The sequence below is a fragment of the Duganella rivi genome, assembly GCF_009857435.1.
GTDB lineage: Bacteria > Pseudomonadota > Gammaproteobacteria > Burkholderiales > Burkholderiaceae_D > Rugamonas > Rugamonas rivi.
In genome coordinates, this window is the sequence record NZ_WWCK01000002.1 from 663,743 (window position 1) to 688,608 (window position 24,866).

The 24,866-nt window shown below is 63.3% G+C and carries 22 protein-coding genes; 13 read left to right on the plus strand and 9 right to left on the minus strand.

All coding sequences use genetic code 11. The features are described from left to right. Position 1 precedes the first annotated feature (1 nt). The 4 genes from GTP45_RS07630 (at position 2) to GTP45_RS07645 (ending at position 7,082) form a co-directional block, all read left to right on the plus strand. A complete protein-coding gene (locus GTP45_RS07630) occupies positions 2–1,309 on the plus strand; it encodes a GntT/GntP/DsdX family permease (protein WP_371874417.1) in 1,308 nt (435 codons plus the stop codon). A gap of 18 nt (positions 1,310–1,327) precedes the next feature. After that, positions 1,328–4,327, plus strand: a complete 3,000-nt coding sequence (locus tag GTP45_RS07635) for a glycoside hydrolase family 55 protein (RefSeq protein ID WP_161013249.1) — start codon at positions 1,328–1,330, stop codon at positions 4,325–4,327. Positions 4,328–4,465: 138 nt separating this feature from the next. Further along, positions 4,466–6,025: an alpha-N-arabinofuranosidase gene (locus GTP45_RS07640; protein WP_161013250.1), complete on the plus strand. Its 1,560-nt coding sequence runs from the start codon at positions 4,466–4,468 to the stop codon at positions 6,023–6,025. A gap of 58 nt (positions 6,026–6,083) precedes the next feature. Continuing rightward, positions 6,084–7,082 (plus strand): 2-hydroxyacid dehydrogenase, encoded by a 999-nt coding sequence (locus GTP45_RS07645; protein WP_161013251.1) that lies wholly within the window; start codon positions 6,084–6,086, stop codon positions 7,080–7,082. Here the strand turns inward: GTP45_RS07645 and GTP45_RS07650 are convergent. Further along, positions 7,079–7,447 carry a hypothetical protein gene (locus GTP45_RS07650; RefSeq protein WP_161013252.1) on the minus strand — a complete coding sequence of 123 codons (369 nt, stop codon included), beginning with the start codon at positions 7,445–7,447 and terminating at the stop codon, positions 7,079–7,081. The genes GTP45_RS07645 and GTP45_RS07650 overlap by 4 nt on opposite strands. A gap of 190 nt (positions 7,448–7,637) precedes the next feature. On the opposite strand from GTP45_RS07650, the gene acnB reads away from it, so the two are divergent. The 4 genes from acnB to GTP45_RS07670 all read left to right on the plus strand — a co-directional run bounded on the left by acnB (position 7,638) and on the right by GTP45_RS07670 (position 11,476). Beyond that, entirely contained in the window at positions 7,638–10,223 is a 2,586-nt protein-coding gene (acnB, locus tag GTP45_RS07655; RefSeq protein ID WP_161013253.1) for a bifunctional aconitate hydratase 2/2-methylisocitrate dehydratase, read from the plus strand. A gap of 69 nt (positions 10,224–10,292) precedes the next feature. Further along, positions 10,293–10,739 carry an FKBP-type peptidyl-prolyl cis-trans isomerase gene (locus GTP45_RS07660; protein WP_217363315.1) on the plus strand — a complete coding sequence of 149 codons (447 nt, stop codon included), beginning with the start codon at positions 10,293–10,295 and terminating at the stop codon, positions 10,737–10,739. Between the two features lie 72 nt (positions 10,740–10,811). Beyond that, a complete protein-coding gene (locus GTP45_RS07665) occupies positions 10,812–11,066 on the plus strand; it encodes a FitA-like ribbon-helix-helix domain-containing protein (protein ID WP_161013255.1) in 255 nt (84 codons plus the stop codon). After that, positions 11,063–11,476: a type II toxin-antitoxin system VapC family toxin gene (locus GTP45_RS07670; RefSeq protein ID WP_161013256.1), complete on the plus strand. Its 414-nt coding sequence runs from the start codon at positions 11,063–11,065 to the stop codon at positions 11,474–11,476. The genes GTP45_RS07665 and GTP45_RS07670 overlap by 4 nt, the downstream gene beginning before the upstream one ends. 7 nt (positions 11,477–11,483) lie before the next feature. Here GTP45_RS07670 and GTP45_RS07675 read toward each other — a convergent pair whose 3' ends face one another. Next, positions 11,484–12,233, minus strand: a complete 750-nt coding sequence (locus GTP45_RS07675; RefSeq protein ID WP_161013257.1) for a substrate-binding periplasmic protein — start codon at positions 12,231–12,233, stop codon at positions 11,484–11,486. Between the two features lie 169 nt (positions 12,234–12,402). On the opposite strand from GTP45_RS07675, the gene GTP45_RS07680 reads away from it, so the two are divergent. Genes GTP45_RS07680 through GTP45_RS07690 form a run of 3 tightly spaced genes read left to right on the plus strand, consistent with a single transcriptional unit; the run spans position 12,403 to position 14,674 of the window. Continuing rightward, positions 12,403–13,317 carry a LysR family transcriptional regulator gene (locus GTP45_RS07680; protein WP_161013258.1) on the plus strand — a complete coding sequence of 305 codons (915 nt, stop codon included), beginning with the start codon at positions 12,403–12,405 and terminating at the stop codon, positions 13,315–13,317. A gap of 41 nt (positions 13,318–13,358) precedes the next feature. After that, on the plus strand, positions 13,359–13,724 hold the full coding sequence (locus GTP45_RS07685; protein ID WP_161013259.1) for a cupin domain-containing protein: 366 nt from the start codon (positions 13,359–13,361) through the stop codon (positions 13,722–13,724). Beyond that, the gene (locus GTP45_RS07690; RefSeq protein WP_161013260.1) at positions 13,718–14,674 is read left to right on the plus strand and encodes an AEC family transporter; all 957 of its coding nucleotides are present in this window, start codon (positions 13,718–13,720) and stop codon (positions 14,672–14,674) included. The genes GTP45_RS07685 and GTP45_RS07690 overlap by 7 nt, the downstream gene beginning before the upstream one ends. Here the strand turns inward: GTP45_RS07690 and GTP45_RS27925 are convergent. The 3 genes from GTP45_RS27925 to GTP45_RS07700 form a co-directional block, all read right to left on the minus strand. Continuing rightward, the gene (locus tag GTP45_RS27925) at positions 14,634–14,849 is read right to left on the minus strand and encodes a hypothetical protein (RefSeq protein WP_166454541.1); all 216 of its coding nucleotides are present in this window, start codon (positions 14,847–14,849) and stop codon (positions 14,634–14,636) included. The two genes, GTP45_RS07690 and GTP45_RS27925, sit on opposite strands and share 41 nt — an antisense overlap. Beyond that, positions 14,846–15,403: a hypothetical protein gene (locus tag GTP45_RS07695; protein ID WP_161013261.1), complete on the minus strand. Its 558-nt coding sequence runs from the start codon at positions 15,401–15,403 to the stop codon at positions 14,846–14,848. Before GTP45_RS07695 ends, GTP45_RS27925 begins: the two co-directional genes overlap by 4 nt. A gap of 66 nt (positions 15,404–15,469) precedes the next feature. Continuing rightward, a complete protein-coding gene (locus tag GTP45_RS07700) occupies positions 15,470–15,784 on the minus strand; it encodes a diguanylate cyclase domain-containing protein (RefSeq protein ID WP_161013262.1) in 315 nt (104 codons plus the stop codon). Positions 15,785–15,958: 174 nt separating this feature from the next. On the opposite strand from GTP45_RS07700, the gene GTP45_RS07705 reads away from it, so the two are divergent. Together GTP45_RS07705 and GTP45_RS07710 are read left to right on the plus strand one after the other, a co-directional pair. Further along, positions 15,959–16,465: a hypothetical protein gene (locus GTP45_RS07705; RefSeq protein WP_161013263.1), complete on the plus strand. Its 507-nt coding sequence runs from the start codon at positions 15,959–15,961 to the stop codon at positions 16,463–16,465. A gap of 106 nt (positions 16,466–16,571) precedes the next feature. Further along, positions 16,572–18,890 carry a glycoside hydrolase family 31 protein gene (locus GTP45_RS07710; RefSeq protein WP_161013264.1) on the plus strand — a complete coding sequence of 773 codons (2,319 nt, stop codon included), beginning with the start codon at positions 16,572–16,574 and terminating at the stop codon, positions 18,888–18,890. 1 nt (position 18,891) lies between these two features. On the opposite strand, the gene GTP45_RS07715 is transcribed toward GTP45_RS07710, so the two are convergent. The 4 genes from GTP45_RS07715 to GTP45_RS29275 all read right to left on the minus strand — a co-directional run bounded on the left by GTP45_RS07715 (position 18,892) and on the right by GTP45_RS29275 (position 24,794). Beyond that, positions 18,892–21,147, minus strand: a complete 2,256-nt coding sequence (locus GTP45_RS07715; protein WP_161013265.1) for an acyltransferase family protein — start codon at positions 21,145–21,147, stop codon at positions 18,892–18,894. After that, positions 21,144–21,704 carry an arsenate reductase/protein-tyrosine-phosphatase family protein gene (locus GTP45_RS07720; protein WP_161013266.1) on the minus strand — a complete coding sequence of 187 codons (561 nt, stop codon included), beginning with the start codon at positions 21,702–21,704 and terminating at the stop codon, positions 21,144–21,146. Before GTP45_RS07720 ends, GTP45_RS07715 begins: the two co-directional genes overlap by 4 nt. Further along, positions 21,701–22,717, minus strand: a complete 1,017-nt coding sequence (locus tag GTP45_RS07725; RefSeq protein ID WP_161013267.1) for a polysaccharide deacetylase family protein — start codon at positions 22,715–22,717, stop codon at positions 21,701–21,703. The genes GTP45_RS07720 and GTP45_RS07725 overlap by 4 nt, the downstream gene beginning before the upstream one ends. An 82-nt stretch (positions 22,718–22,799) precedes the next feature. Further along, positions 22,800–24,794 carry a purine-nucleoside phosphorylase gene (locus GTP45_RS29275; RefSeq protein WP_371874418.1) on the minus strand — a complete coding sequence of 665 codons (1,995 nt, stop codon included), beginning with the start codon at positions 24,792–24,794 and terminating at the stop codon, positions 22,800–22,802. Between the last annotated feature and the right edge of the window lie 72 nt (positions 24,795–24,866).

Genomic DNA, 24,866 nt, shown 5'->3' on the forward strand with positions numbered 1-24,866 from the left:
TGTGTGGAATCTGTTTTCCGTACTGCTGGCGGTCGGCCTGTTGACCATCATGATCGCGTGGGGCAAGGTTCAGCCGCTCCTCGCATTCGTGTTGGCTGCCATGGCCGCCGCCTTGATGCTGGGCGTGCCGCTGGCCAAGATTCCGACCGTCATCGACAAGGGCATCGGAGATTTGCTTGGTTCGCTGGTGGTGGTGATTTGCGTCGGCGCCGTGTTCGGCAAGCTGATTGCCGACAGCGGCGCCGCGCGGCGCATCGCCATCAGCCTGATCGATAGCATGGGCCCGAAGCGCATGCCGATCGCCATGACCGTCACCGGTTTCGTGGTCGGCCTGCCGCTGTACTACAACGTTGGTTTCGTGTTGATGATTCCGCTGATCTTCTCGCTGGTGTACCAGTCGGGGCGGCCGGCGGTGGCGCTGGGCATGCCGCTGCTGGCGGGCCTGTCGATTGCGCACGGCTTCCTGCCGCCGCACCCGTCGCCGACCGCGCTGGTGGCGGCGGTGCACGCGGACATGGGCAAGACGCTGTTGTACGGCATGATCGTGGCCATTCCCACGCTGATCATCGCCGGCCCGGTGTTTGCGATGACGCTGAAAAATATCCGTGCCGAGCCGGCCGCCATCTTCCGCAGCGAGCCCAAGCCCGATCACGAGTTGCCGGGCGCGTTCGCCAGTTTCTTTACTGCGCTGCTGCCGGTCGTACTGCTGGGCGCGTTGACCTTGACCACCTTGCTGCATCCCGAACTGACGCAGTCGCTGGCTTTCTATTCCAACCCGATGGTGGTGATGCTGGCCTCGTACGGCGTGGCGATTTTTACGCTGGGGCTTAGCCGTGGTCAGACTTTGCCGCAGGTGATGGCGTCGGCGCAGGAAGCACTGCGCGAGATCGCCCCCATCCTGCTGATCATTGCTGGCGCTGGCGGCCTGAAGCAGGTGCTGACCGAATCCGGCATCAGCGCGCAGATGGGCGCCCAACTGGCGAGCTTGCCGGTGCCGCCGCTGCTGCTGGGCTGGGCGGTGGCGACGCTGATCCGTGTTTGCCTCGGCTCGGCCACGGTGGCCGGCGTAACGGCGGCGGGCGTGGTCGGGCCGCTGGCACAAACTTCGGGTGTCGATCCCAACCTGATGGTGCTGGCGGTCGGCGCGGGCAGCCTGATGTTCAGCCACGTCAATGATTCCGCGTTCTGGATGTTCAAGGAGTATTTCGGCTTGTCGCTGAAAGACACCTTCCGCTCTTGGACCATGATGGAAACGCTGGTCGGCAGTTTCGGCATCCTGTTCATCCTGCTGCTGTCGCTATTCGTTTAAAGAATTGAGGAGACTTTTTTGAATTACCGATTCATTCCATTAGCGCTGCTGGCGCTGGTGCTGGAGGCGCAAGCGGCGCCGGCCTCGGTGTCGGCCTACCAAAGCCTGCCCGACGACCCCGGCGCCGTGATCGCGCGCGCCAAGGGCGACGGCGTTGCCGATGACAGCGACGCGCTGCAACAAGCGATCAACAGCGCCGCCAACAAGGGCGCGGGCGGCGTGGTGTTCCTGCCGTCGGGCCGCTACCGCATCACCCGCAGCATCCTGATTCCGATTGCTGTGCGCGTCTACGGCGTCGGCAAAACGCGGCCGGTGCTGGTGCTGGGCGCGAATACGCCGGGCTTCCAGAAGGGCGTGGCCAACATGGTGATCTTCACCGGCACCGATACCTACAACATCGGCAAGGTCGCCATGCCAGTGCCGAGCGCCGTGCCGTTCAGCACCGAGCCGGGCAAGGCCGTGCGCGACGCCAACTCGTCGACCTTCTACTCGGTGCTGTCCAACGTCGACTTTGAAGTGGGCGACGGCAATCCCGCCGCCAGCGGCGTGCGCATGCACACGGCGCAGCACTCCAACCTGTCGCACATCGATTTTCGCATGGGTTCGGGACTGGCGGGCGTCTACCAGGTCGGCAATATCGCCTACAACCTGCGCTTCTACGGCGGCCGCTACGGCATTCTGGCCGAGAAGACCTCGCCGGCGTGGCAATTCACCTTGCTCGACTCGCAGTTTGACGGCCAGCGCGATGCCGCCATCCGCGAACATGAGGCGGCGCTTACGCTGGCCAACACGGAAATCCGCAACACGCCGGTCGGCATCGAGATTGACCGTGGCTATGGCGACTGGCTGTGGGGGCACGACGTGCGCCTGGAGAATGTCTCCAAGGCCGGCGTCATTATCAGCAACGAGAACAACGCCTACACGCAGGTCGGCTTCGAGCGCATCAGCGCGCGCAACGTACCGGTGTTTGCCCACTTCCGCGACAGCGGCAAGCAGTTGGCGGGGCAGGGCCGCAACTACCAGGTCAGCGAATTCAATCACGGCCTGAAGTTGTCGGCGCTGGGCGAACCGGGCCAGTTCGACACCAGCTATCGCACCACCGCGCTGCCGGCGAAGATCAACACCGACCGCATCCTGCGCGCCTTGCCGCCAACCGCCGACTGGGCCAGCGTGCGCAGCTTCGGCGCCAAGGGCGACGGCGTGACCGACGACACCGCCGCGATCCAGAAAGCGATCGACAGCCGCCGCGTGGTCTACCTGCCGCTCGGCCTGTACGCGGTGAACGACACCATTCGCCTCAAGCCGGACACCGTGCTGATCGGCCTGCACCCCGGCCAGACCCGCTTGCTGCTGCCGAACGGTTCGCCGCTGTACCAGGGCACGGACACGCCCAAGGCGCTGCTGGAAAGCGCGCGCGGCGGCGACGCCATCGTGACCGGCATCGGCCTGATGACGGGCGAGGTCAACCCGCGCGCGGTAGCGTTGCTGTGGCGCGCCGGCGAACACTCGCTGGTGGACGATATCCGCCTGCAGTGGGGTTACGGTTCGCCCACCGATCCGTACAAGAAAAGCGAGCGCTTCGATACCTCGGCGTGGTGGGATCACCAGTACCCGAGCATCTGGGTGACCGATGGCGGCGGTGGCACCTTCACCGGCGTGTGGTCGCCTGCCGGCCATGCGCAAGCCGGTTTCTACGTGACCAATACCAAGACGCCGGGCCGCGTGTACGAACTGTCCGCCGAGCACCACATCCGCAACGAGATCGTGCTGGACGGCGTGGAAAACTGGTCGTTCTACGCGCCGCAGACCGAGGAAGAAGTACGTGACGGCGCCGATTCGGTATCGCTCGATATCCGCAACTCGAAGAACATCCTGCTGGCCAACTACCACGCCTACCGCGTGACCCGCTCGATGAAGCCAGCGCCGACGGCGGTGCAAATCACCAACTCCAGCGATATCCGCTTCCGCAATGTCGCCGTCAACGGCGAGAGCGGCTTCCCCACCTGCGACGAGGAAGGCTGCGTTGCCGACGTGCGCGCCTCCAAGTATCCATACGAGAACGCGATTACCGACGTGACCAACCGCCTGCAAGTGCGCGAGCGCATGTTCTCGGTGCTGGACTACAGCGGCAAGCAAACCACCGCTGCCGTGGCGCCGGCAAAGGTGGACAAGCTGGAAGAGGGCTTCTATTCGATCGCCGGCGCCGCTGTCGACTCGACCGGCCGGCTGTATTTCATCGATCGACACTTCCAGCGCATCTTCAGCTACGCGCAGGGCGAGGGTTTGAAGACAGTGAGCGACTACCCGCTCGACCCGGTCAATCTCGCGATCGATGGCAGCGACAACTTGATGGTGTTGTCATCCGCCGGCAAGCAGGGCACGGTGTACGCGCTGAAGCCGGGCGTGCCGGGCGCGCTGATCTCGGTGATCAAGCCGACGCCAGCGGCGCCGCGTCCGCAGGCCCGCGTGGCGTTGCCGGTGAACTACTGGGCCAACGGCGAGTTCGAGGATCAGCTGAACCTGGACACCTACGAGTTCACCACGCTGGCCGAGATGTTCACGCGCGCCGCAGCCAAGCCGAAAGCCCGCGAGTACGTGTCCCCTGATGGCAGCCTGGTGCTGCCGGCCTTCCGCGTCACCCGCCACGGCTCGCTCGATCACCTGGGCTACCGCTGGTCGGACACGCTCGATACCCACGGCTTCGTGCCGGCCCAGCCAGGGCAGCGCGTGGTGTTTGCCAACAGCTCGCAGAACCTCAGCTATAGCGGGTTGGTGGGCGAAGGCGGCGCGATCACTGATCTGAAGCAGGTAGCTGACCGTGGTGGCGAAAGCGTAGCGGTGGGCCCGGACGGCAAGGTGTACGTGGCAAACGGGCAGATCTTCATCTACGGTGCGGACGGCAAGCAAAGCGGCCGCATCGACGTGCCTGCGCGCCCGTTGCAACTGATCTTTGGCGGCGCGGATCGGCGCACCTTGTACATCCTGACCCATCACGCGCTGTACGCCAGCCGCATTTGACCGGTGTTGTTGTAGTAGTTGTAGTTGTTGTACTTGTAGTGTTGTACTTTGTAGTCTCTCCCGGCCTCCGCAGAGGTCGTTAGCCGCTGCCATGCGTGGCAGCGGCCTTTTTTTTATAACGTCCAACTCATACCTGCCATGAAAAAAATTCTTCAGCTGATCGCGTGCGTGACCGTGTTGGCGACGGCGACAATGCCGGCCGGCGCTGCGGATCAAATTACGGTCAGCATCGACGCCGGTGCTGCCGGCCCCACCATCGACCGCCACTTGTTCGGCCAGTTCGCCGAGCACCTCGGCCACGGCATCTACGGTGGCGTCTGGGTCGGCCGCGATTCGCCGATTCCGAACACGCGCGGCATCCGCAACGACGTGGTGGCGGCTCTGAAGGCCATCAAGGTGCCTAACGTGCGCTGGCCGGGTGGCTGCTTTGCCGACGAATATCACTGGCGCAACGGTATCGGTCCCGCTGCCCAGCGCCGCGCCGGGCGCAATCCCAACTGGGGCGGGGTGGTTGAACCCAACACCTTTGGCACGGACGAATTCATGGACTTCGTCGGCCAGCTTGGCGCTGAGGCCTACATCTCGGCCAACGTCGGCTCCGGCACGCGGCAAGAGGCGGCCGAGTGGCTGGAATACCTGACCGCCGAGCAGACCGCGCTGGGCGATGAACGCGCCGCCAACGGCCACGCGGCGCCGTACAAGGTGGCGTTTTGGGGCATCGGCAATGAAAGCTGGGGCTGCGGCGGCGCCATGAGTGCCGAGCACTATCTCGAAGAACTGAAGGCCTACTCGCGCTTCAGCCGCAACTACAATCCGGCGCAGCAGATGCGCCAGATCGCGGTGGGGCCGGACGGCGCGAAGACCGAATACACCGAGACCATCATGCGCGCGTGGGCCAGCAAGACGTGGAGCTGGAATATCGACGGCTTGTCGCTGCACTCCTACACCTTGAATGGCTGGCCGCCGTCGGTCAAGGCGACCGGCTTTGGCGAGGAAGAGTACGCGCGCTTCATCAAGGAAACGCTGGGCATGGACGCGCTGATCCGCAAGCATGGCGCCATCATGGATCGCTACGATCCGCAGAAGAAAGTGGCGCTGGTGGTGGACGAGTGGGGTTCATGGCTGGCGCCGACGCCGGGCACCGATCCCGGCTTCCTGATGCAGCAGAATTCGCAGCGCGACGCCATGGTGGCCGCGCTCAACCTCAACATCTTTGCGCGCCATGCCGCGCGGGTGCGGATGGCCAATATCGCGCAGATGATCAATGTGCTGCAAGCCATGATCTTAACCGACCAGGAAAAGATGGTGCTGACGCCGACCTACCACGTGTTCAAGATGTACGTGCCGTTCCACGACGCCACCTTGCTGCCGGCAACGTTCAAGGCCGGCACCTATCGCCACGGCCAGTACGCCATGCCGCGCGTGGATGCGATGGCGGCGCGCGGCACCGACGGCAAGCTGTGGGTGGCGCTGGCCAACATCGATTTCAAGCGCCCGGTGGAATTGGCGCTGGCCGTGGCCGGAAAAACCGTGAGTACCGCTTCCGGCCAAGTGCTGTCGTCGCCCCATGCGGACAGCGTCAACACCTTCGCCGCGCCGGACACGGTGAAGCCAGCCGCGCTGGACGTCAAGCTAGTGAACGGCAAGCCGGTGCTGATGCTGGCGCCGCGCTCGATTGCGGTGCTCGCACTGGAGTAACTTTCGCTTAGAATGTCGTTGCTAAGATTCCAATTGATGTTCGGAGAAGGGCGACAAGATGAAAACAGCGGTATTTAGCGCTCGCCGCTATGACAAAACCATGCTGGCGCGGGCCAATGCCACGGCTGGGCACGAGCTGCGCTTCTTGGAGGATCGCCTGACCGCCGCCAGTGCGCCGCTGGCGGCTGGCTGCGAGGCGGTGTGCGTGTTCGTCAACGACACCGTCGATGCCGAGGTGCTGGCCATCCTGGCCGGGCAGGGTACGCGGCTGGTGGCGACCCGTTCAACCGGCTACAACCACATCGACGCGGCAGCTGCCGCGCGCTTCGGCATCGCGGTGGTGCGCGTGACCGACTACTCGCCGCATTCGGTGGCCGAGTTTGCGGTAGGCTTGCTGCTGGCGGTCAACCGCAAGATCGCCCGTGCCAGCGTGCGCACGCGCGAGGGCAATTTCGATCTCGATGGCCTGATGGGCTTTGACTTGCACGGCAAGACCGTGGGCGTGATCGGCACCGGCAAGATCGGCACCATTTTCGCGCGCATCATGAGCGGCTTTGGTTGCACGGTGCTGGGCTACGACCGCTATCCGTCGGCCGCGTTCGAGGCGCTGGGCGGGCGGTACGTGCCGGTCGATGAATTGCTGGCCAGCAGCGACGTGGTCTCGCTGCATTGCCCGCTGACCGAGGAAACCCGCCACATCGTCAATGCCGAATCACTGGCGCGCGCCAAGCGCGGCAGCGTGCTGGTCAACACCAGCCGCGGCGGCCTGGTCGATACCGAGGCCGCCACCGCAGCGCTAAAGACTGGCCAACTGGGCGGCTTGGCGATCGATGTCTACGAGCAGGAAGCCAGCTTATTCTTCCAAGACCTGTCATCCACCATCATTTGCGACGACGTGATCCAGCGGCTGGTGTCATTCCCGAACGTGATCGTCACCGGCCACCAGGCCTTTTTCACGGAAGAAGCGATCGGCCAGATCATGCAAACCACCATAGACAGCATCACCGCCTTCGAGCGCGGCGAGGAGTTGGTCAACCGCATTCCTAAAAGTAGCTAGGAAAAACGGCCGAAGGTCAGGAACACCCACGCCACGAAAATAACCACCATGCCCACCACAGTCATGCACGACCAGGTGAAAAAGCAGGCCGACCAGACGGTGGCTTGCAAGCCGCGCTCGAACAGGAAGCCCAGCCCGAAGTCGAAGGTGGCCAGCACGCTCCAGCGGCGCAGGTAGACCGGCAGGTAGCGGCTCATGTACTTGTTGTGCTGGAGCGCGGCGTGGCGCTCGAAGCGATTGCGGGCGGCACTGACGTCACGGAACAACCAGTCAAAGAAGATAAACCGGTACAGTAGCGTTCGGAAGGGGATGGTCGGATGCTGCGGTGCTTGATCCTCTTGATCGGGCTTCAATATTTCCGTCATCTTGAGCACTCCCGCTGGTGTGGCTGCCTTACAGAATATACGGAACGGCGCTCTGCCTCAAGTGATTGTGGCAAAAATAGCGGGCTGTCTCCTGTTATATGTCTTATATAAGACTTGCTGAGGTATAATAACGCCCAGTACAGGCGGTCGATCACTTGCCTGCCCTGCAATCAACCTGACGAGAACTCTCATGCTAGCTGCTTATCGCGCCCACGTTGCCGAACGTGCCACCCTTGGCATCCCTCCGCTGCCGTTGTCCGCAGCCCAGACCACCGACCTGGTCGAACTCCTGAAAGCCCCGCCAGCCGGCGAGGAGCAATTCCTGGTCGACCTGATCACCAACCGCGTGCCGGCTGGCGTCGATGATGCCGCCAAGGTCAAATCGGCCTTTCTGACTGCCGTTGCCAAGGGTACGGAAACCTCGCCGCTGGTATCGCGCGAACTGGCGACCAAGCTGCTGGGCACCATGCTGGGCGGTTTCAACATCAAGCCGATGATCGATCTGCTGGACGACGCCGTCGTGGGCGACGTGGCAGCCGAAGGCCTGAAAAAAACCCTGCTGATGTTCGACTACTTCCACGACGTCAAGGAACTGGCCGACAAGGGCAACGCCCGCGCCAAGGCCGTGCTGCAATCGTGGGCCGACGCCGAGTGGTTCACCTCGCGTCCAGAAGTACCGCAAAGCCTGACCCTGACCGTGTTCAAGGTCTCCGGCGAAACCAACACCGACGATCTGTCGCCTGCACCGGACGCGACCACCCGTCCAGACATCCCGATGCACGCGCTGGCAATGCTGAAAAACCCGCGCCCAGGCATCAATCCTGAAGAGCCGGGCAAGATCGGCCCGCTGAAGCAAATCGAAGCGCTGAAAGCCAAGGGCAACCTGGTGGCCTACGTCGGCGACGTGGTCGGCACCGGTTCCTCGCGTAAATCGGCGACCAACTCGGTACTGTGGTTCACCGGCGAAGACATCCCGTTCATCCCGAACAAGCGTTTCGGCGGCGTCTGCCTCGGCACCAAGATCGCGCCGATCTTCTACAACACCATGGAAGACGCGGGCGCACTGCCGATCGAGCTGGATGTCACGCAAATGGAGATGGGCGACGTCATCGAACTGCGTCCATACGAAGGCAAAGCGCTGAAGAACGGCGCCGTCATCGCTGAATTCAAGGTCAAATCGGACGTGCTGTTCGACGAAGTACGCGCCGGCGGCCGTATTCCGCTGATCATCGGCCGTGGCCTGACCGCCAAGGCGCGCGAGTCGCTGGGCCTGCCGCCGTCGGAACTGTTCCGCCTGCCGCAAAACCCGGCCGATACCGGCAAGGGCTACTCGCTGGCGCAGAAGATGGTTGGCCGTGCATGCGGCCTGCCGGAAGGCAAGGGCATTCGCCCAGGCACCTACTGCGAACCGAAGATGACCACCGTGGGCTCGCAAGACACCACCGGCCCGATGACCCGCGACGAGCTGAAAGACCTGGCTTGCCTGGGCTTCTCGGCTGACCTGGTGATGCAATCGTTCTGCCACACCGCTGCGTATCCAAAAGTGGTGGACGTGAAGATGCACCGCGAACTGCCGACCTTTATTGAAAACCGCGGCGGCGTGGCCCTGCGTCCGGGCGACGGCGTGATCCACTCGTGGCTGAACCGCCTGCTGATGCCGGACACCGTCGGTACCGGCGGCGACTCGCACACCCGTTTCCCTATCGGTATTTCGTTCCCGGCCGGTTCCGGTCTGGTGGCGTTTGCCGCAGCGACCGGCGTGATGCCGCTGGATATGCCTGAATCGGTGCTGGTGCGCTTCAAGGGCAAGATGCAGCCGGGCGTGACCCTGCGCGATCTGGTCAACGCGATCCCGCTGTACGCGATCCGCGCCGGCCTGCTGACCGTCGACAAGAAGGGCAAGAAGAACATCTTCTCCGGCCGCATCCTGGAAATCGAAGGCCTGCCAGACCTGAAGGTTGAGCAAGCATTCGAGCTGTCGGACGCCTCGGCTGAACGTTCGGCCGCCGGCTGCACCGTGCACCTCGATAAGGCGCCGATCATCGAGTACATGAACTCGAACATCACGCTGATGAAGTGGATGATCGCCAATAACTACCAGGACAAGCGCACGCTGGAACGCCGCATCAAGTCGATGGAAGCCTGGCTGGCCAACCCGCAACTGCTGGCCCCGGATGCAGACGCGGAATACGCCGCCGTGATCGACATCGATCTGGCCGACATCCACGAGCCTATCGTGGCTTGCCCGAACGACCCGGACGACGTGAAAACCCTGGCCGAAGTGGCTGGCGACAAGATCGACGACGTGTTCGTTGGTTCGTGCATGACCAACATCGGCCACTTCCGCGCCGCCTCGAAAGTCCTGGAAGGCAAGTCGGACATTCCAGTTCGCCTGTGGATCGCGCCGCCGACCAAGATGGACGCGCAGCAGCTGACCGCCGAAGGCCACTACGGCACGCTGGGCCGCACCGGCGCGCGCATGGAAATGCCGGGCTGCTCGCTGTGCATGGGCAACCAGGCGCAGATCCGCAAGGGCGCCACCGTGATGTCGACCTCGACCCGTAACTTCCCTAACCGCCTGGGCATTGAAACCAATGTGTACCTGGGTTCGGCCGAACTGGCGGCGGTATGCTCGGCGCTGGGCCGCATCCCGACCAAGGAAGAGTATATGTCGCACATCGGCGTGATCGACAAGAACGCCGACGACATCTACCGCTACATGAATTTCGACCAGATCGCCGAGTTCCGCGAAGTAGCGGACACCGTCAAGATCTAAGGTTTAAAGCTTAGAATGAGGGCAGTCCGAAAGGGCTGCCTTTTTTTTCATTTCACGCGAAGGATTATTTTGAAACGTCTGCTGTTTACTTGCGTATTGGGCCTGACCGTGGCCATCACCGGCTGCGAGCGCGCCAAGGCACCTGAAGCTGCATCAGCATCGGCCGTTGCGAACGCCGAGCCATTCCAGAAAATCGACACCGTGGTCGGCGAGGGCAAGGAAGCCACCACCGGCGCCACCGCCGTGGTCAATTACACCGGCTGGCTGTTCGTGAAAGACGCGCCGCAGCAGCACGGCGCGCAGTTCGACTCGTCGGTCGGCCGCGGCCCGTTCAGCTTCCCGCTGGGCGCCGGCCAGGTGATTCCCGGCTGGGACGAGGGTGTAAAAGGCATGAAAGTCGGCGGCAAGCGCACCCTGATCGTGCCTGCCAGCATGGGCTACGGCGAAAACGGCATCGGCCCGATTCCACCCAACGCCACCCTGATCTTCGACGTCGAACTGCTGGACGTGCGTTAAGCTGTATTTCTGGCTTGAAGAGTTGCATGCAAAGGCATAGGATGAATGCATTGCATGCAAGCGAGGATTATCATGGCTATGCTCACCATACGAAATCTCCCGGATGATGTGCACCGCGCATTGCGGGTGCGCGCTGCTCAGCATGGCCGCAGCACTGAGGCAGAGGTGCGCGCAATCATCGCTGCCGCAGTCAAGTCCGAATCGCGCATCCGGCTGGGGGATGCCCTCGCCGCAATGAGCCGCGAGATTGGTTTGACGAATGAGGATGTTGAAGCATTGGAACAAGTCAGGCTGAGTATGCCTGCCGAGCCGATGAAATTTGAATGATCCTGCTCGACACCAACGTCGTCTCCGAGGCGATGAAACCCAACCCAGATCCAGCCGTACAGGCATGGTTCAACCAGCAGAACTTAGAAACGTTGTACATGTCCAGTGTAACGCTGGCCGAGCTCCTATTTGGCATACAGGTACTCCCGGCGGGCAAACGCCAAGAGATGCTTACTCAAGCACTTGATAGTGTTTTGGCGCAGTTGGGAAACAAGGTTCTGCCATTTGATGGCGACGCTGCACGTGAATTTTCCCGGTTGGCAGTAATCGCGCGGTCTGCCGGTCGCGGCTTTCCTAGGCCGGACGGCTACCTTGCAGCCATAGCGAGCGCACGCGGTTTTATTGTCGCTTCGCGTGACACCGGGCCGTATGAGGCTGCGGGCGTTAAGGTCATTAATCCTTGGTTGTAGGTCTTACTCATTCCAGCTTGCGTAGGATGGCGGCCAGGCTGCCGTCTTTTTTCATGGTTTTCAGTTGCAGGTTGAAGGCGGCGATGATGTCGTTGGCCTGCGGGTGGTCGCGGCGAATCCCGAAGTGGAGCGGCAGCTTCAACACCGGATCGGCGGAGTATTTGAGCGGCGGCAGTGCGCGGTATTCGCCAGGGTAGCGGCCCACCATGTACTGCACCGCGTACTTATCCTCCAGCATCATGTCGATGCGGCCCAGTTGCAGCTTGAGCAGGTTCTGCTTGATGCGGTCGACCGGCTCCAGCTGCTTGCGGTTGCGTTCCAGGAAGCCATCGCTATAGTCGTAGTCGCGGCCGACGCCGATGCGCATGCCGGCCAGCTTGTCGATGCCGGCATTGGCGCTCAGTTCCGGCCGCAGGTAGACCAGGTAGAGGGCGTTGTCCATGTAGCTGTCGCTGAACAGCAGGCGCTCATGGCGTTGCCGGGTCGCCCAGATGCCGACCACGCCGTCGCTTTGCCCGTAGTAGGCCTGCGTCAGGGCGCGGCTCCACGGCATGAAGCTGACTTCGACCTGGTAGCCGGCGCGCGTCAGGGCCGTGACCACGATCTCGGTCGCCACGCCCTGGTTCGGCAAGTCCGCCCCGGTAAAAGGCTCCCAGTGGTTGGCGCATAGCTTGATGGTGGCCGGGACGTTGGGCCCGGCAGTCGCGGCCAGCGCCGCAAAGCCGAGCAGCAAGGTGATGAAAATCCGCTTCAGCATGGCGGCCTCATGGTTAGCATCCTGATGACATTAGATGGTAGCGCTGCCTGCCAGTTGCAGCAATTGCTTGTTGCCGGAAAGTTGATTGCCGATGGCTGTATTCTGCGAAATAATGCGTCAAACAAGAATACGCGCCAAATGGAAGTCAGTATTTCGCTGGGAGCAATGAATGGATCAGATACACCTGATGAATGTGTTCGTGGCCGTCGGCGAGGAAGACAGCTTTGCCGGTGCGGCGCGGCGGCTCGACCTGTCGCCGGCCGCCGTCACCCGCGCCATCTCGGGGCTGGAGGAGCAACTGGGCGTGAAACTGCTGTTGCGCACCACCCGCAACGTGCGCCTGACCGAGGCGGGACGGCGCTACTTGGACGATAGCCGCCACATCCTCGCCAGTATAGCCGAAGCCAACGAGGCGGCGGCCGGCATCAATTCCACGCCGAAGGGCAACCTGTCGGTGACGGCGTCGGTATTGTTTGGCAAGGCTTTCGTCATGCCATGCATCGTCAATTTCTTGAAAGAGTACCCGGAGGTCGAGGTCTCGGCGTACTTCCTGGACCGGGTGGTGAATTTGGTGGAGGAGGGCATGGACGTGGCGGTGCGCATCGGCCACTTGCCCGACTCCAGTCTGAAGGCGCTGCGCGTGGGGCAGGTGCGCCGCGTGCTGTGCGCTTCGCCGGAATACCTGGCCAGGCACGGCGTGCCGCAGCATCCGGCCGACCTGCTGCGCCACACGATTATTGCGGCCAGCGGCATCTCGCCGCGCGTGGAGTGGAAATTCGGCGTGCTGGACGATCCCACCATGGTGCGCATGAGGCCGCGCCTGACCGTCACCAGCAACGACGCCGCCATCGATGCGGTCGTGGGCGGACTGGGCGTGAGCCGCCTGCTGTCCTATCAGGTGGCCGAGCAGGTGCGCGACGGCCGCCTGCACATCATCCTGGCCGACTATGAAGAAGCGCCGCTGCCGGTGCACGTGCTGCACCGTGAAAGCAAATTCGGCTCCTCCAAGGTGCGCAAGTTCATCGACATGCTGGCCGATTATCTGCGCGGCCATGCCCACGTAAATGCGGGCTGGTGTGAATAATGAGTACAATTCGGCATCCCCGCTTTTGATGCACACCAACGATGCCTTCCATTACCGAGTTCCGCCGCCAATCGCCCGCTCCTGAATACGACCATCCGCGCGAGGAGCGGCGCCTGGTGGGGAACCCTCAGCGCACCACCTGGAATCACTTTACCAACGCCAGCGGCGAGGTCAGCGCCGGCGTCTGGGCCTGCGAGCGCGGTAGCTGGCGCATCGCTTTCGCGCCCAACAAGGACGAGTATTTCTACGTGCTGGAAGGCCGCTGCCGTGTGATCGATGAAAACGGCTACGCCGCCGAGGCCGGACCCGGCGACGCCATGGTGATCCCGGCCGGCTTCAAGGGCGTGTTTGAAGTGGTGGAAGCAGTGCGCAAGCACTACGTCATTATCGACCGCGCCGCATGCTAGACATCCTCGCCATCACCGGCCCGATTTACCTGGTGGTTCTGGCAGGCTACCTCGCTACCCGCGCTGGCCTGTTTGCGCGCACGGACATGCAAGTGTTCGGCAAGTTCGTGGTGAATCTGGCGCTGCCGGCGCTGATCTTCAACGCGCTGGCACAGCGCCGCATCGGCGAGATTTTGCACCCGGCGTATTTGCTGTCCTATCTTTTCGGCTCGCTGCTGATGCTGGCGCTGGCCTACTTTGCCGGCCGCCGGCTCGGTGGCTTGAGCCGCACCCGCAGCACCTTTCTTGCGATGGGCGTGTCCTGTTCCAATAGCAGCTTTATCGGCTTCCCGATTTTGCTGCTGATGGTGGCGCCGGTGGCCGGCGTGGCGCTGGGCCTTAACGTCATCGTGGAAAACCTGGTCATGCTGCCGCTGCTGCTGGCAATGGCGGAAAACGCGCGCGATGGCGGCGGCGGGCCTTGGCGACAGGCGCTCAAGCAATCGGCGCAGCGCCTGGCGCGCAATCCGCTGGTGATTGCGGTGACGGCGGGTCTGGTGATCAGCCTCGCCGAGATCAAGCTGCCGCAGCCCGTGGTGCGCACGGTGAATTTATTTGCGCAAGCCAGCGGCAGCGTGTCCTTGTTTGCGATTGGCGGCATGCTGTTTGGCCTGTCGCTGAGCAGCGGCTGGCAGCGCGTGATTCCGCTGGTGGCGGCCAAGCTGGTCGGCCATCCGCTGGCGGTGCTGCTGGTTGCTACGCTGTTGCTGCCGCTGCTGGGCGTCGCGCCGATGTCGCAGGAGCTACGCGCCGCCGCGCTGCTGATGGCGGCCATGCCCATGCTGAGCATCTATCCGATTCTCGCGCAGGCCTACGGCGAGGCAGACCGCAGCGCCACTGCGCTACTGATCTGCATGGTGACATCCTTCTTCACGCTGAGCGCGTGGATGTGGGTGGTGCACCCCGGCTAGACTGCGCTCCTTCACGCTTGCTTGCCGGCGCTGCGGCTGCGCCAAACAAGGCTGCCACCATGGGATCGCGACGGATTTCGGGTTGCCGCGTGCGTGTCGGGTAGTGGGTGTCGTCGATCAGCCGGTGGATGCGGGCGCCATCGCGCTTGGTGGTGATGCTGAGGGTAGTCTTCATGCTTGCAGTCTGGTGAGGGTGTGACGCTGCGCTTGCGTGGCGCAGCCGGCATACAGGGCGACGTAGGTTTGATGATCGGCCGGTGCTGGCTGCAAGGCGCGCTGGCGGTATTGCTGGTAGCCGTGGATGACCAGCAGCCGTACCATGTAAGCCTGTTCGTCGCTGAAAGCGTCGCGGTGGTTGAGCAGTTGCCGCAGCGGCTGGAAGCACTGCTGGAACGGTGCGTAGGCGGCTGCCGCTGCGCCATGAAACGGCGGCGTGTTGAGATGCTGGCGCTGCGCCAACATGGCCTCTGCGGCGGCCTGCGTCAGCCGGCATAAGCCGCGGCGGCCGTGGCGTTCAATCTGGACGATGCCGCGCGCGGCGAGCCGCGACAGGGCAGTGCGGATGGTGCGCTCGGGGTAGCCGAGTGGCGCGATCAGTTCAATCACGCTGCCCAGCCACAGCGTTTTCTGGCCAAAGGCCAGCGCTTCGCTGAACATCAATTTAAGCAGGGTGCTGAGGCGCGGCTTGGCCTGCTGTAGACAGGCCCTGATGTAAAAATCACTATTCATGGGATGCGATTGTCCCATCCGGCCCGGGCCGAAAACTTTGATTCACATCAAGGATTGCCGGATTTGTTAGCGCGCCTCGTAGATCACGTAGCCGTTCTTGCCATTGCGCTTGACCTGGTACATGGCGCTGTCGGCGCGGTCGATCAACTCGGCCAGCTTGGTGCCGTGGATCGGATAGAGGCTGATGCCGATGCTGGCGCCGAGCGCATAGTTGGCGCCGGAGATGGGAATCTGCGCGATCAGCTGATCCAGCAGCTTCTTGGCGATGTCGTAGGCCTGATCCGGGTTCTCCAGCTGCGTGCCGATAACAATGAATTCATCGCCGCCCACGCGCGCGCAAATGTCGGTGCTGCGCGTGTGCGTTTGCAGGCGTGACGCCATAGAAGGTAGGCGAGGTAAAACTGGCAGCGATAACGTTGTGTTCTATTTGCAACATTATGAACTTGTGTTTATGCCATGCGACGTGCAAGCCATCTTCCTCTAATGTCTGCTAGCGCACTATCTGGCGGCGGGTAGCGCTCTACAATGCGGCCATTGACAAGATGGGGATGAAGCATGAAACATCTGATGCTGGCATTTGGCGTAGTGCACGGGATGATTGCCCTGCTGTTCACTGCCGCGGCGCTGTTCCTGATCGTGGTCGGCGCGCAGCTGGGCTGGCACGCGCTGCAAGCGGACAGCGGCCTGTCCGCCGCGCAGGAAGTGATCGAGGCCATTGGCATCCTTGCCGCCGCCGTGGTGGCGCTGCAAATTGCCGAAACGATTATTGAGGAGGAGGTGGTGCGCGACGCCGATATCAGCGCGCCGACGCGGGTACGCCGTTTCTTGTCGCGTTTCTTCGTGGTGGTTGTGGTGGCGCTGGCGATAGAAGGCCTGGTCGCCACTTTCCGTGCCGTGCACGACGACGCCAGCGAATTGCTGTACGTGGCCGCGCTGGTAGCCGGCGTCGGCGTGCTGTTGGCGGCGTGGGGCGTGTTCATCCACCTCAACCGCTCGGCGGAGGAGTTGGAGCCCGCGGCCATGGAGGAAGCGCAGGCGGAAGACGAAAAACTCAAGCCCTAGTGCGCTGCGCGCGACAGAAACATAGTCGGATTTGGTGATTTTCGCAATTGATATTTCGAAAATGACCAAGTACAGTGCTGGCACATCTCCACTATAAGAGAGGCCTATGAGACTGTTCGCCCACACGCCGTTATGCACGGCGCTTGCTTCGATTTTTGCGTTGTCCACCAGCGCGTTTGCCGCGCCTATCGCCACCCTGGATCGCGACGGCGCCTTCGTCTCGATTGAGGCGTATGGCCCGAACGTGGTGCACGTCACCATCGCCGTCGATAAAGCCGAGGTGCTGAAAGGCCCCGGCTACGGCATCCTGCCCAAGAACGGCGATAACAGCGCCTTCCGCCACAACGCCGCCAAGGAGGGCGACGTATTTACTTCGTCCGCGATGACCGTGCGCGTCAATCCCGCGCCGCCGCCGTCGGTACCGACGCAGGGCCAGAAGTATTTCGCGCCGTCGCTGGCGCCGGTTGGCCTGCAAGTCTTGAACGCCAAGGGCGAGCAAGTGGTCAGCATGAACGGCTGGGAGATGTCGCCGCAAACGGTCAACACGGAGAAGACATTCCAGGTCGGCGCCTCGTTCTCGGTGGCGCGCGATGAGCATTACTACGGCATGGGCCAGAATCAGGAGTCGCTCGGCGCGCTCGACCTGCGCGGCCGTGTCCTCGATTGCAAGCACTGGTACGACGCGCCGGCCGGCGAGAGCGTATGCGTGCCGTTCATGGTGTCGTCCAGGGGCTACGGCATTGTGTGGGACAACCCATCGGCCACGCGCTTTGTCGCCGGCGTCAATGGGCGCACCGCGTTCCAGTCCAACGTGGGCGAGCGCGTGAGCTTCTTCGTCATCACCGGTGCTACGCCGGAAGAGATTTACTCGGGCTACGCGCGCGTCACCGGCAAGACGCCGATCCCGCCGAAATCCGCCTTCGGCCTGATTCAATCCAAGGCCCGCTACGACAGCCAGCAAGAGCTGCTGCGCGTGGCGAAGACCTACCGCGAGAAGAAGTATCCGCTGGATGTGATGGTGCTGGACTGGTTCTACTGGACGCGCATGGGCCAGATGGATATCGACCCGGCGCAGTTCCCCGATCCAAAAGGGATGAACAAGCAGCTGCACGATATGGGCATGGAGTCGATCATCTCGATCTGGCCGCGCTACGAGACCTCGGGCCGCTACTTCAATGAGCTGGATAGCAAGGGCTATCTGCTCAAGGATAAAGACGGCAAGACGGTCGATGGACTGCCGTTCCGCTCCGACCGCACCGGCGGCTTGATCGACCCGACCAATCCTGCGGCCCGCAAGTGGTTCTGGGAGAAGGCGCGCGACAACATCCTGTCGCAGGGCTTCGATTACCCATGGCTGGACGAGACCGAGCCTGACCTGGTGCCGAGTGGCTTCTTCTATTCGATCGGCTCGGGCGACCGCTATCACAACCTGTTCCCGCTGATGCATGTGGAAGGCGTGGCCGAGAATCTGCGCGCGTGGAAGCCGAACAAGCGCGTGCTGATTTTGTCGCGCGCCGCGTATCTGGGTGCGCAGCGCACCGGCGCCTTGTTCTGGTCTTCGGACATCCAGCCGACCTGGGAAGCGCTGGCGCGCCAGGTGCCGACTGGCTTGAACATGACCGCATCCGGCATCGCTTACTGGGGCAACGACATCGGCGGCTGGCAGAAGCTGGCGCCGACCACGTCGGCCGTGAAAGCGCCGCTGCTCGATCCGTCCGATGCGCGCGCGGTGGTGGGCAACTATCACGACTATCCAGAACTGATGACGCGCTGGTTCCAGTACGGGACGTTCCTGCCGACCTTGCGCTTGCACGGCGACCGCAAGGAAGCGGAGATCTGGTCTTTCGGTAAACAGGCGGAGGCGGTGATGGCGCGCTTCGACACGCTGCGCTATCAGCTGATCCCTTACATCTACTCGCAGGCCAAGTTCACGCACGATACCGGCGCGCCGTTCATGCGTCCTCTGTGGATGGACTTTGCCAACGATCCTAACGTGGCCAATATCGGCACGCAGTATATGTTTGGCCCGGCCTTTCTCGTTGCGCCGGTGACCGAGCAGGGGCAGACCGAGAAGGACGTGTACCTGCCGGCCGGTGCGGACTGGTATAACTTCTGGACCAACGAGAAGCTGGCCGGCGGACGCTGGGTGAAAGTGGCTGCGCCTATCGATCAGATTCCGGTGTTTGTGAAGGCCGGTTCGGTGGTGCCGATGGGCGCGGAAGTGCAGTCGACCGCCAGCAAGCAGGCCATCGCCAGCATCAACGTCTATCCGGGCAAGAGCGGCGAGTTCCGTTTGTACGATGACGATGGCGTGAGCTATGACTACGAGAAGGGCAAGTCGACCGTCACCGTGCTGAAATGGGACGATGCGGCCGGCAAGCTGAGTGGCGGCGGCTCTGCGCCAGTTAAAGTGATCGGCAAGTAAGTCACTTGGCTTTCGCCGCATGATGCCGCTGGCGCACGCGGTGCAGCACGCGCTGAAACACGCTGTGGCGCAGGTCGCGCCACAGCGGCAGCGGATCGCGCCAGTCGAACACGAAGTAGCCGGAGCGCGGGCGCAGGAATTCAAGCAGGTAGGCCGCCAGCTCGCGCCACGTCCGCAGATATAGCAAGCGCCGCGTTTCGGCGGTCATGTAGCGGCAGCGGACGCCGGGCACATAGCGCTGGCCGCTGACAGGTTCGCGCAAGCCGAGTGCCTGGTAGCAGTACCAAGGAAAACTTGCTCCCGCCTGGCACGCCAGCGGCAAGCTGCCCCAGAAACGCCCATTCACCTCCATCAGCGACGCCCGCCCGGCGGCCGGATCGTAGCGATACTCCACCATCGCCACGCCTTCCCATTGCAACTCGCGCAGCAGCGCGATCGACTGCTGCATCAACGCCGCATGCTGCGCTGCCGGCAGCGACGCGCACAAGGTTGACGTTCCGCCCTCCGGCGGCCACTCATGCAAACGCTGATGCTGGAACTGATACAGCGCCTGCCCATCCTGCATCAACACAAACTGCCCAAGCCCATGGCCGGCGCAGAACTCCTGCACCATCGGGAATCGCCCCAGCGATTGAAAGCGCCGCAGGCTGGCCATCAACGAGGGCGCATCGTGGCAGTAAAGCGCCTTCTCCAACGCCATGCCAGCCTGCCGCAGAATCGGCATCATGGCGTTCGGATCCGCCCACTTCAGCACCACCGGGTAGCGCGCCTGCGCAGCGGCGGACGCGCCTTCTTTAATGCTGGTCGGATGCCAGGTACGCGGCACGAACAAGTCCACCTTGGCCGCCGCCGCATACGTCAAATCCTTGCGCAGCACGCGCTCCATGCGCACCGCGTCGGCAAATATGAAGCGGTAGCCGCTTAACTGATCGCGTACCCTGTTGAGCGCAAGGATGTCCGTCTCGGAGATGGCAAACAAGGCCGCCGGCCCGATCTCGTCACTCAGCCGGCGCAACTGCACCACCACATCCGCCTCACGCAGCATGCCCCGATGCAGATAGCGCGAACTTAGTCCGAGCGCGCCCTCGCTGCGGGCAATGCCAAATACCGTCACGCCATGCCGGCCAAGATCGCGGATGATGGCAAGCCCAATCGGTGTATCGATGCCCAGCACCACGGCAGGCAGTGGCTGCGGCGCGGGCGACGCGAGCAAGTTGCGTATCGCCCGCCGCCAGTGATAACGCTGCCGCTCCGTCACCGAGCCGATGGCGAAAATGCTGGCGAATACCGCCAGCATGGTGACGATGTAGAAGCCTTGCCCGGCCGGATCGCCGTTGAACAGCGCCGCGTAACACTGGATCAACGGTTGATGCAGCAAATAGATGCTGAAGGTGTAAGCCGCCAGCGGGCGCACTGCGTGCCCGATGCGCTCCAATGGAAGCGCCAACGCGCGCGCGCCGAGGAAATAGCATGCCACAATCAACGCCAGCAAATAGTCCGTCAAGAAGTAGCGCGAGAACGCCAACTGCTGATGCCAGTGCGCGCCGATGAACTGACGCAGCCACGCTGTGCCGGCCTCGCTGACAGCCAAGCCGTGAAACAGTCCGTAACCTGCGATAGCCAGGAATAACAGCGCTAGCCCGCCGCCCCGGGCGATGCGCTGCAAGGCCTGCCAGCGATACAGCACTACGCCGGTGGCCCACACTGGCGCAAGCAGCAGGATTTTCGGCCCGATCAGCAGCATGACAGCGCCGCACCACATCACGCGCTTGCGGCCGCGCGCGAAGGTGATGATGGCAAACAGTACGTAATACCAAAACTCGTAGCACAGCGACCAATACGGCACGTTGGAGAAGGACATGATGGACAGCGTCCATACCTCGTTGAGGAAGGCCAGGCTGGTGAGGATGCGCAGCCAGCCCAGATCGTGCGTGGTGCGGCCGTCGTAGAACGGCGGCGCCATCGCGGCGCCCAGCTGGTCGAGCAAGGGCGTGAGCAGCACGGCCGGCAGGGCCAGCGAGTAGATGCGCGCCAATCGGCTAGACCAGTATTTGGCTGGCGTATTCTCGCGCGTATCGGTGATGTGGGCGATCACGTAGCCGGACAACACGAAGAACACGATGACGGCGGCATGCCCATGGTTGCTGAGTGGGAGTTTGTCGGCGGTGAGCAGGCGCAGGTTGGAGTGGTACAGCACCACCGCCAGCGCGCTCACCACGCGCATCAGGTCGAGGAAGATGGAGAAGGAGCGGGTCATGGCGTGTCTCCGTTGAGCGTGCGATGCAGGCCATGCACGGCCTGATGCAGCCGCGCGAAGCAGTGATCGAAGTAAGCGTCGGATAGCGTGTAGGGATCATGCAGGTGAGGCGAGGGCGGATCGCACCAGAGGCCGAGCAAAACGATTTGCACCTCGGCGTGGACGGCCAGGCGGCGCTGTAGCTCGCGCGCATGGCGGATTTCCATGGCGAGGAATAGATCGCCGGGCAAGGGAGTGAAGTCGCGGAAATCGGTGGCGCGATGCTCGCTCAGATCATCGCCGCGCCGCTCGGCGGCACGCTGTGCGGAGTCTGGCGAGCCGGCGCCGGTGCCAGTGGAAAGGCCGATCGACACCGCCGGCATGCCCAGACCCGCCGCCACGCGATGCGCATAGGCGCTGCGGCAGATATTCCCGAGGCAGACAAACACCACGCGCCGCACGCGCTCCGGCCGCCGCAAGCGATACGCCTCCAATAGTCCAAGGCGCAGCGCGGCGCGCGCCAGCAGCCAGCGCACCGCGCCGCGCCAAGTCCCATGCCGCCGTGCCAGCCAGTTCATGCGGCTCTCCGGGCTTGGCGCGCGAGTAGCCACTGGCCATAGCGGTCATACAGCACTTGCGTGGCGAGGCGGCTGGCGGTATGCCATGGCCGTCCGCGCAGCAACGGATTAGCGGACGACGCGGGCGTTAGCGGCTGCGCGGCTGCCGCCGCCAGGCCGCTGGCCTGAAACCGGTCAGGATGCGCCGCAATGTAGGCGCACAGCCGCTCCAACCGCGACTGATTTACCGCATGCCGCCGCAGCACGCGGAAACCATCGCCATAACTCTGCACATACTCAAACGGATGGCTGAGGATCACCGCCAGCTCCAGTCCCGCCGCCTGCGCGCGATCCAGCAACCACCGCATCTCCGCAAAGCTAGTCCCGGACACCGACACCGTCTTCAAATGCGACGGCCAATCCGCAAACGTCAGCACCGGGCATTCCAGCACGCCGTGCCGCAAATGCCGCCCCGCGCACAACTGATAATCCGCCAAGCCGCAGTTGTACACGCCCAGCCCAATATTCGAGCTATACGGAATACCCGCCACCGCCAGCGCGCGGTACAGATCCTCATCATGCTGCAAGCTCCCGCCGCGAAACACCTGCGGCGCAGGCAAGCCCCACTCGGCAAATGTCGCCTGTCCCTGCCGCAGCAAACCTACAGTGGAATCCAGGGGCCGCCCAGCCAAATCATCCTGGCGCGGTTGCGCGCGCACGCGCTGTGGCCAATCCGCATACTGGAACACCGACCAGCATGGATGCACGTGCAGCTGCAACTCGTGCCCATGCTCCGCAATGCGCCAAGCCAGCGCGCGCATCGGATCGTCGCGGAAGTAGTGGCGCTGCACCGTCTCGATGAAGAAGGTGGCCTGCATGCCGTGCCGCCGGAAGCAGGCCAATAAGAACTCCAGGCCCTGTGAACGTCCATCGGTCTCGCAGCGAACCATGGGTGCGCCCACAGGCAGCAAAGCCGGATCGGCAAACGCTCCGGCGATGCTGAACTCCGTATCGATGGTGAAACAGACGCGCATGACAAGCACCCGGCAACGGCAATCTGACCAGTGTAGTCATCGCCATTGCGGCCGGCATGCGCTTGATCAAACCTGCGCTAACTCAGTCGGCCGGTATGCCTTTTTTCCAACGCGTCCAGTTGGCGCTGATGTGGCGGATCACCGGCTGGGTGGTGATCAGCAGGTTGGCGGTGGACGGCTCAAAGCCGCCTTGTTGCGCATAGTTGACCAGCACATCGCTGTTGCTCTGGCCCGGATGCGGCCTGTCCACGTCCGACGCGGAACGCAGAATCAGGATGCGGCTGAAGTCCACCTTGCCGGCAGCCTGGCCGCGCCGCAGCACTTCCAGCGTGGCGTTGTCCTCCTGTTGCGAGGTGCAATAGCGCGCCTTGCCGTCGGTGAGCAGGGCAGACCATTCCTCGGCGCGGCGGCCCAGCGTCTCGCCGGCATACCAGGTGTCGCCGGACACCGTGTCGCAGCGCGTCACGGCGGGCGGCTGGTTGGCCGGTGCGCTGGTAAAGCCGGCGCGATACGCCTTGGCCGCCGCCGAATCATTCAGCATCACGCGCTGCGACAAGCGATAAGCGCGATCCACCAGCGCGGTATTCAGCTGGAACACCTCGGTGCGATAGTCGAAGCGCGGCTTCCGTCCCGGCCCGTCGGTGTGGATGCCGAAGTAGCCGTAAGGCCAATCCTGCGGCATCTCGCGCGCGTCGATCTCGTGCGACAGCGAATAGTCCACCGCATAATCGGCCCACGCCGCCGAACCCACCGTGCCATGCTGCGGGCTGATGCCCGCAATCCCGGCGATGATGAAATAGGTGTGACGCAGATCGAATCCGCCCGCATACAGCAGGGCGCTCATGCTGGCGGCGGCATTGCTGTAGCCCATATCGGTGGTGAGCTGGCAGATTTGCTCGCGGTTGCACAGCACATCCGGGTAGCGCGGCGACAGGCCGGGCACCCTGTGTTTTTCGGTCAGCTTCAAGCCCTTGATGAAAGGCGCAGCCTCGGCGCCGAACATATTGACGATCATGATGCGCGGCGCATACGCCGGCCCGCGCTTGCGCAAAGCAGCGGCAGGGGCCGCAGCGGGCCCGGAGCCGGCCGGCCAGCGTTGCACAATATCCTGCACCAGCGGATTGCCCGCCAAATAAAGATTTTGCAGCGCCGATGGGTAGCCGCCCGACAGCGCATTGACCGATTCAAACGCCGTCATGCCGGCCGGCGGGCGGTCGAAATTGGACGCCGTGCGCAGCACCGCAACCCGTTGCAGGTCGAGCAGGCCGGCATCCGCGCCGCGCTTGAGCGCCGTGTAAGTGGCGTTGTCCTCCTGCGCCACGATGCAGTACTTGCCCTGGCCGGCGGTCAGCAGCTGGAACCAGTCGCGCGCGCGTTGGCCCAGCAGCTCGCCGTGATACCAGGTATTCCCGGTCATGACGTCGCACTGCGTCACTTGCGGCGGCTGATTGGCCGGGGCGGCGGCGTAGCGCGCGCGGTAGCTGTGCGCCTGCTCGGAATCGGCCAGCTCCACGTTGCGCGACAAGGCCAGCGCGCGGTTCACCAAGTCCTCATTCAGCTTGTACATCTCGGAGCCGTAATGCAGCGGCGGCGTGTCGGCCGGCGTTTTCATATTGATGCCAAGGTAGCCGGTCGACCAGCCGTCCGCCCGCTCGCGCGCATCGAGCTCCCACGCCAGATCCGAATCGACCAGGTAGCGCGACCACGCCGCCGTGCCGGTGGTGCCTTGCGCCGGGTCGATGCCGCCGATGCCGGCCACCAGGAAGTAGGTGGAACGCAGGTCGAACAAGCCGCTGTGTATCAGCGCCGCCACGGAGGCTGCGGCATTGGCCTTGCCCATGTCGGTGGTTATCTGACACACGTCGTCGGTGTTGCAGCGGACTTCCGGGTGCAGCGGCGACAGGCCGGGCACCGCCACCTTCTGCTGAAGCTTCAACGGCTCGGCCCAGGCCTTTTCCTCTGCGCCGAACATGCTGATGATCATGACCTTGACCGGCCGTGGTGGCGCGGCAGCGGCGTTAAGGGCGGCGCCGGCCAGCAGCACGGCGGGGATCAGGCGCAGAGGGGCAGACAGCATTGGCGGTATCCTTGAGGTTTGTCCAAGACAGACGATTCGTCAAGTGTAACCAGTTTTTTTCTGCTCTCAAGT

Bases quoted from the DNA above. Each gene is read 5' to 3' on its own strand.
- GTP45_RS07640 (WP_161013250.1), top strand. From the start codon at position 4,466: ATGAAAAAAATTCTTCAGCTGATCGCGTGCGTGACCGTGTTGGCGACG.
- GTP45_RS07645 (WP_161013251.1), top strand. From the start codon at position 6,084: ATGAAAACAGCGGTATTTAGCGCTCGCCGCTATGACAAAACCATGCTG.
- GTP45_RS07650 (WP_161013252.1), bottom strand. From the start codon at position 7,447: ATGACGGAAATATTGAAGCCCGATCAAGAGGATCAAGCACCGCAGCAT.
- acnB (WP_161013253.1), top strand. From the start codon at position 7,638: ATGCTAGCTGCTTATCGCGCCCACGTTGCCGAACGTGCCACCCTTGGC.
- GTP45_RS07665 (WP_161013255.1), top strand. From the start codon at position 10,812: ATGGCTATGCTCACCATACGAAATCTCCCGGATGATGTGCACCGCGCA.
- GTP45_RS07670 (WP_161013256.1), top strand. From the start codon at position 11,063: ATGATCCTGCTCGACACCAACGTCGTCTCCGAGGCGATGAAACCCAAC.
- GTP45_RS07675 (WP_161013257.1), bottom strand. From the start codon at position 12,233: ATGCTGAAGCGGATTTTCATCACCTTGCTGCTCGGCTTTGCGGCGCTG.
- GTP45_RS07680 (WP_161013258.1), top strand. From the start codon at position 12,403: ATGGATCAGATACACCTGATGAATGTGTTCGTGGCCGTCGGCGAGGAA.
- GTP45_RS07685 (WP_161013259.1), top strand. From the start codon at position 13,359: ATGCCTTCCATTACCGAGTTCCGCCGCCAATCGCCCGCTCCTGAATAC.
- GTP45_RS07690 (WP_161013260.1), top strand. From the start codon at position 13,718: ATGCTAGACATCCTCGCCATCACCGGCCCGATTTACCTGGTGGTTCTG.
- GTP45_RS27925 (WP_166454541.1), bottom strand. From the start codon at position 14,849: ATGAAGACTACCCTCAGCATCACCACCAAGCGCGATGGCGCCCGCATC.
- GTP45_RS07695 (WP_161013261.1), bottom strand. From the start codon at position 15,403: ATGAATAGTGATTTTTACATCAGGGCCTGTCTACAGCAGGCCAAGCCG.
- GTP45_RS07700 (WP_161013262.1), bottom strand. From the start codon at position 15,784: ATGGCGTCACGCCTGCAAACGCACACGCGCAGCACCGACATTTGCGCG.
- GTP45_RS07705 (WP_161013263.1), top strand. From the start codon at position 15,959: ATGAAACATCTGATGCTGGCATTTGGCGTAGTGCACGGGATGATTGCC.
- GTP45_RS07710 (WP_161013264.1), top strand. From the start codon at position 16,572: ATGAGACTGTTCGCCCACACGCCGTTATGCACGGCGCTTGCTTCGATT.
- GTP45_RS07715 (WP_161013265.1), bottom strand. From the start codon at position 21,147: ATGACCCGCTCCTTCTCCATCTTCCTCGACCTGATGCGCGTGGTGAGC.
- GTP45_RS07720 (WP_161013266.1), bottom strand. From the start codon at position 21,704: ATGAACTGGCTGGCACGGCGGCATGGGACTTGGCGCGGCGCGGTGCGC.
- GTP45_RS07725 (WP_161013267.1), bottom strand. From the start codon at position 22,717: ATGCGCGTCTGTTTCACCATCGATACGGAGTTCAGCATCGCCGGAGCG.
- GTP45_RS29275 (WP_371874418.1), bottom strand. From the start codon at position 24,794: ATGCTGTCTGCCCCTCTGCGCCTGATCCCCGCCGTGCTGCTGGCCGGC.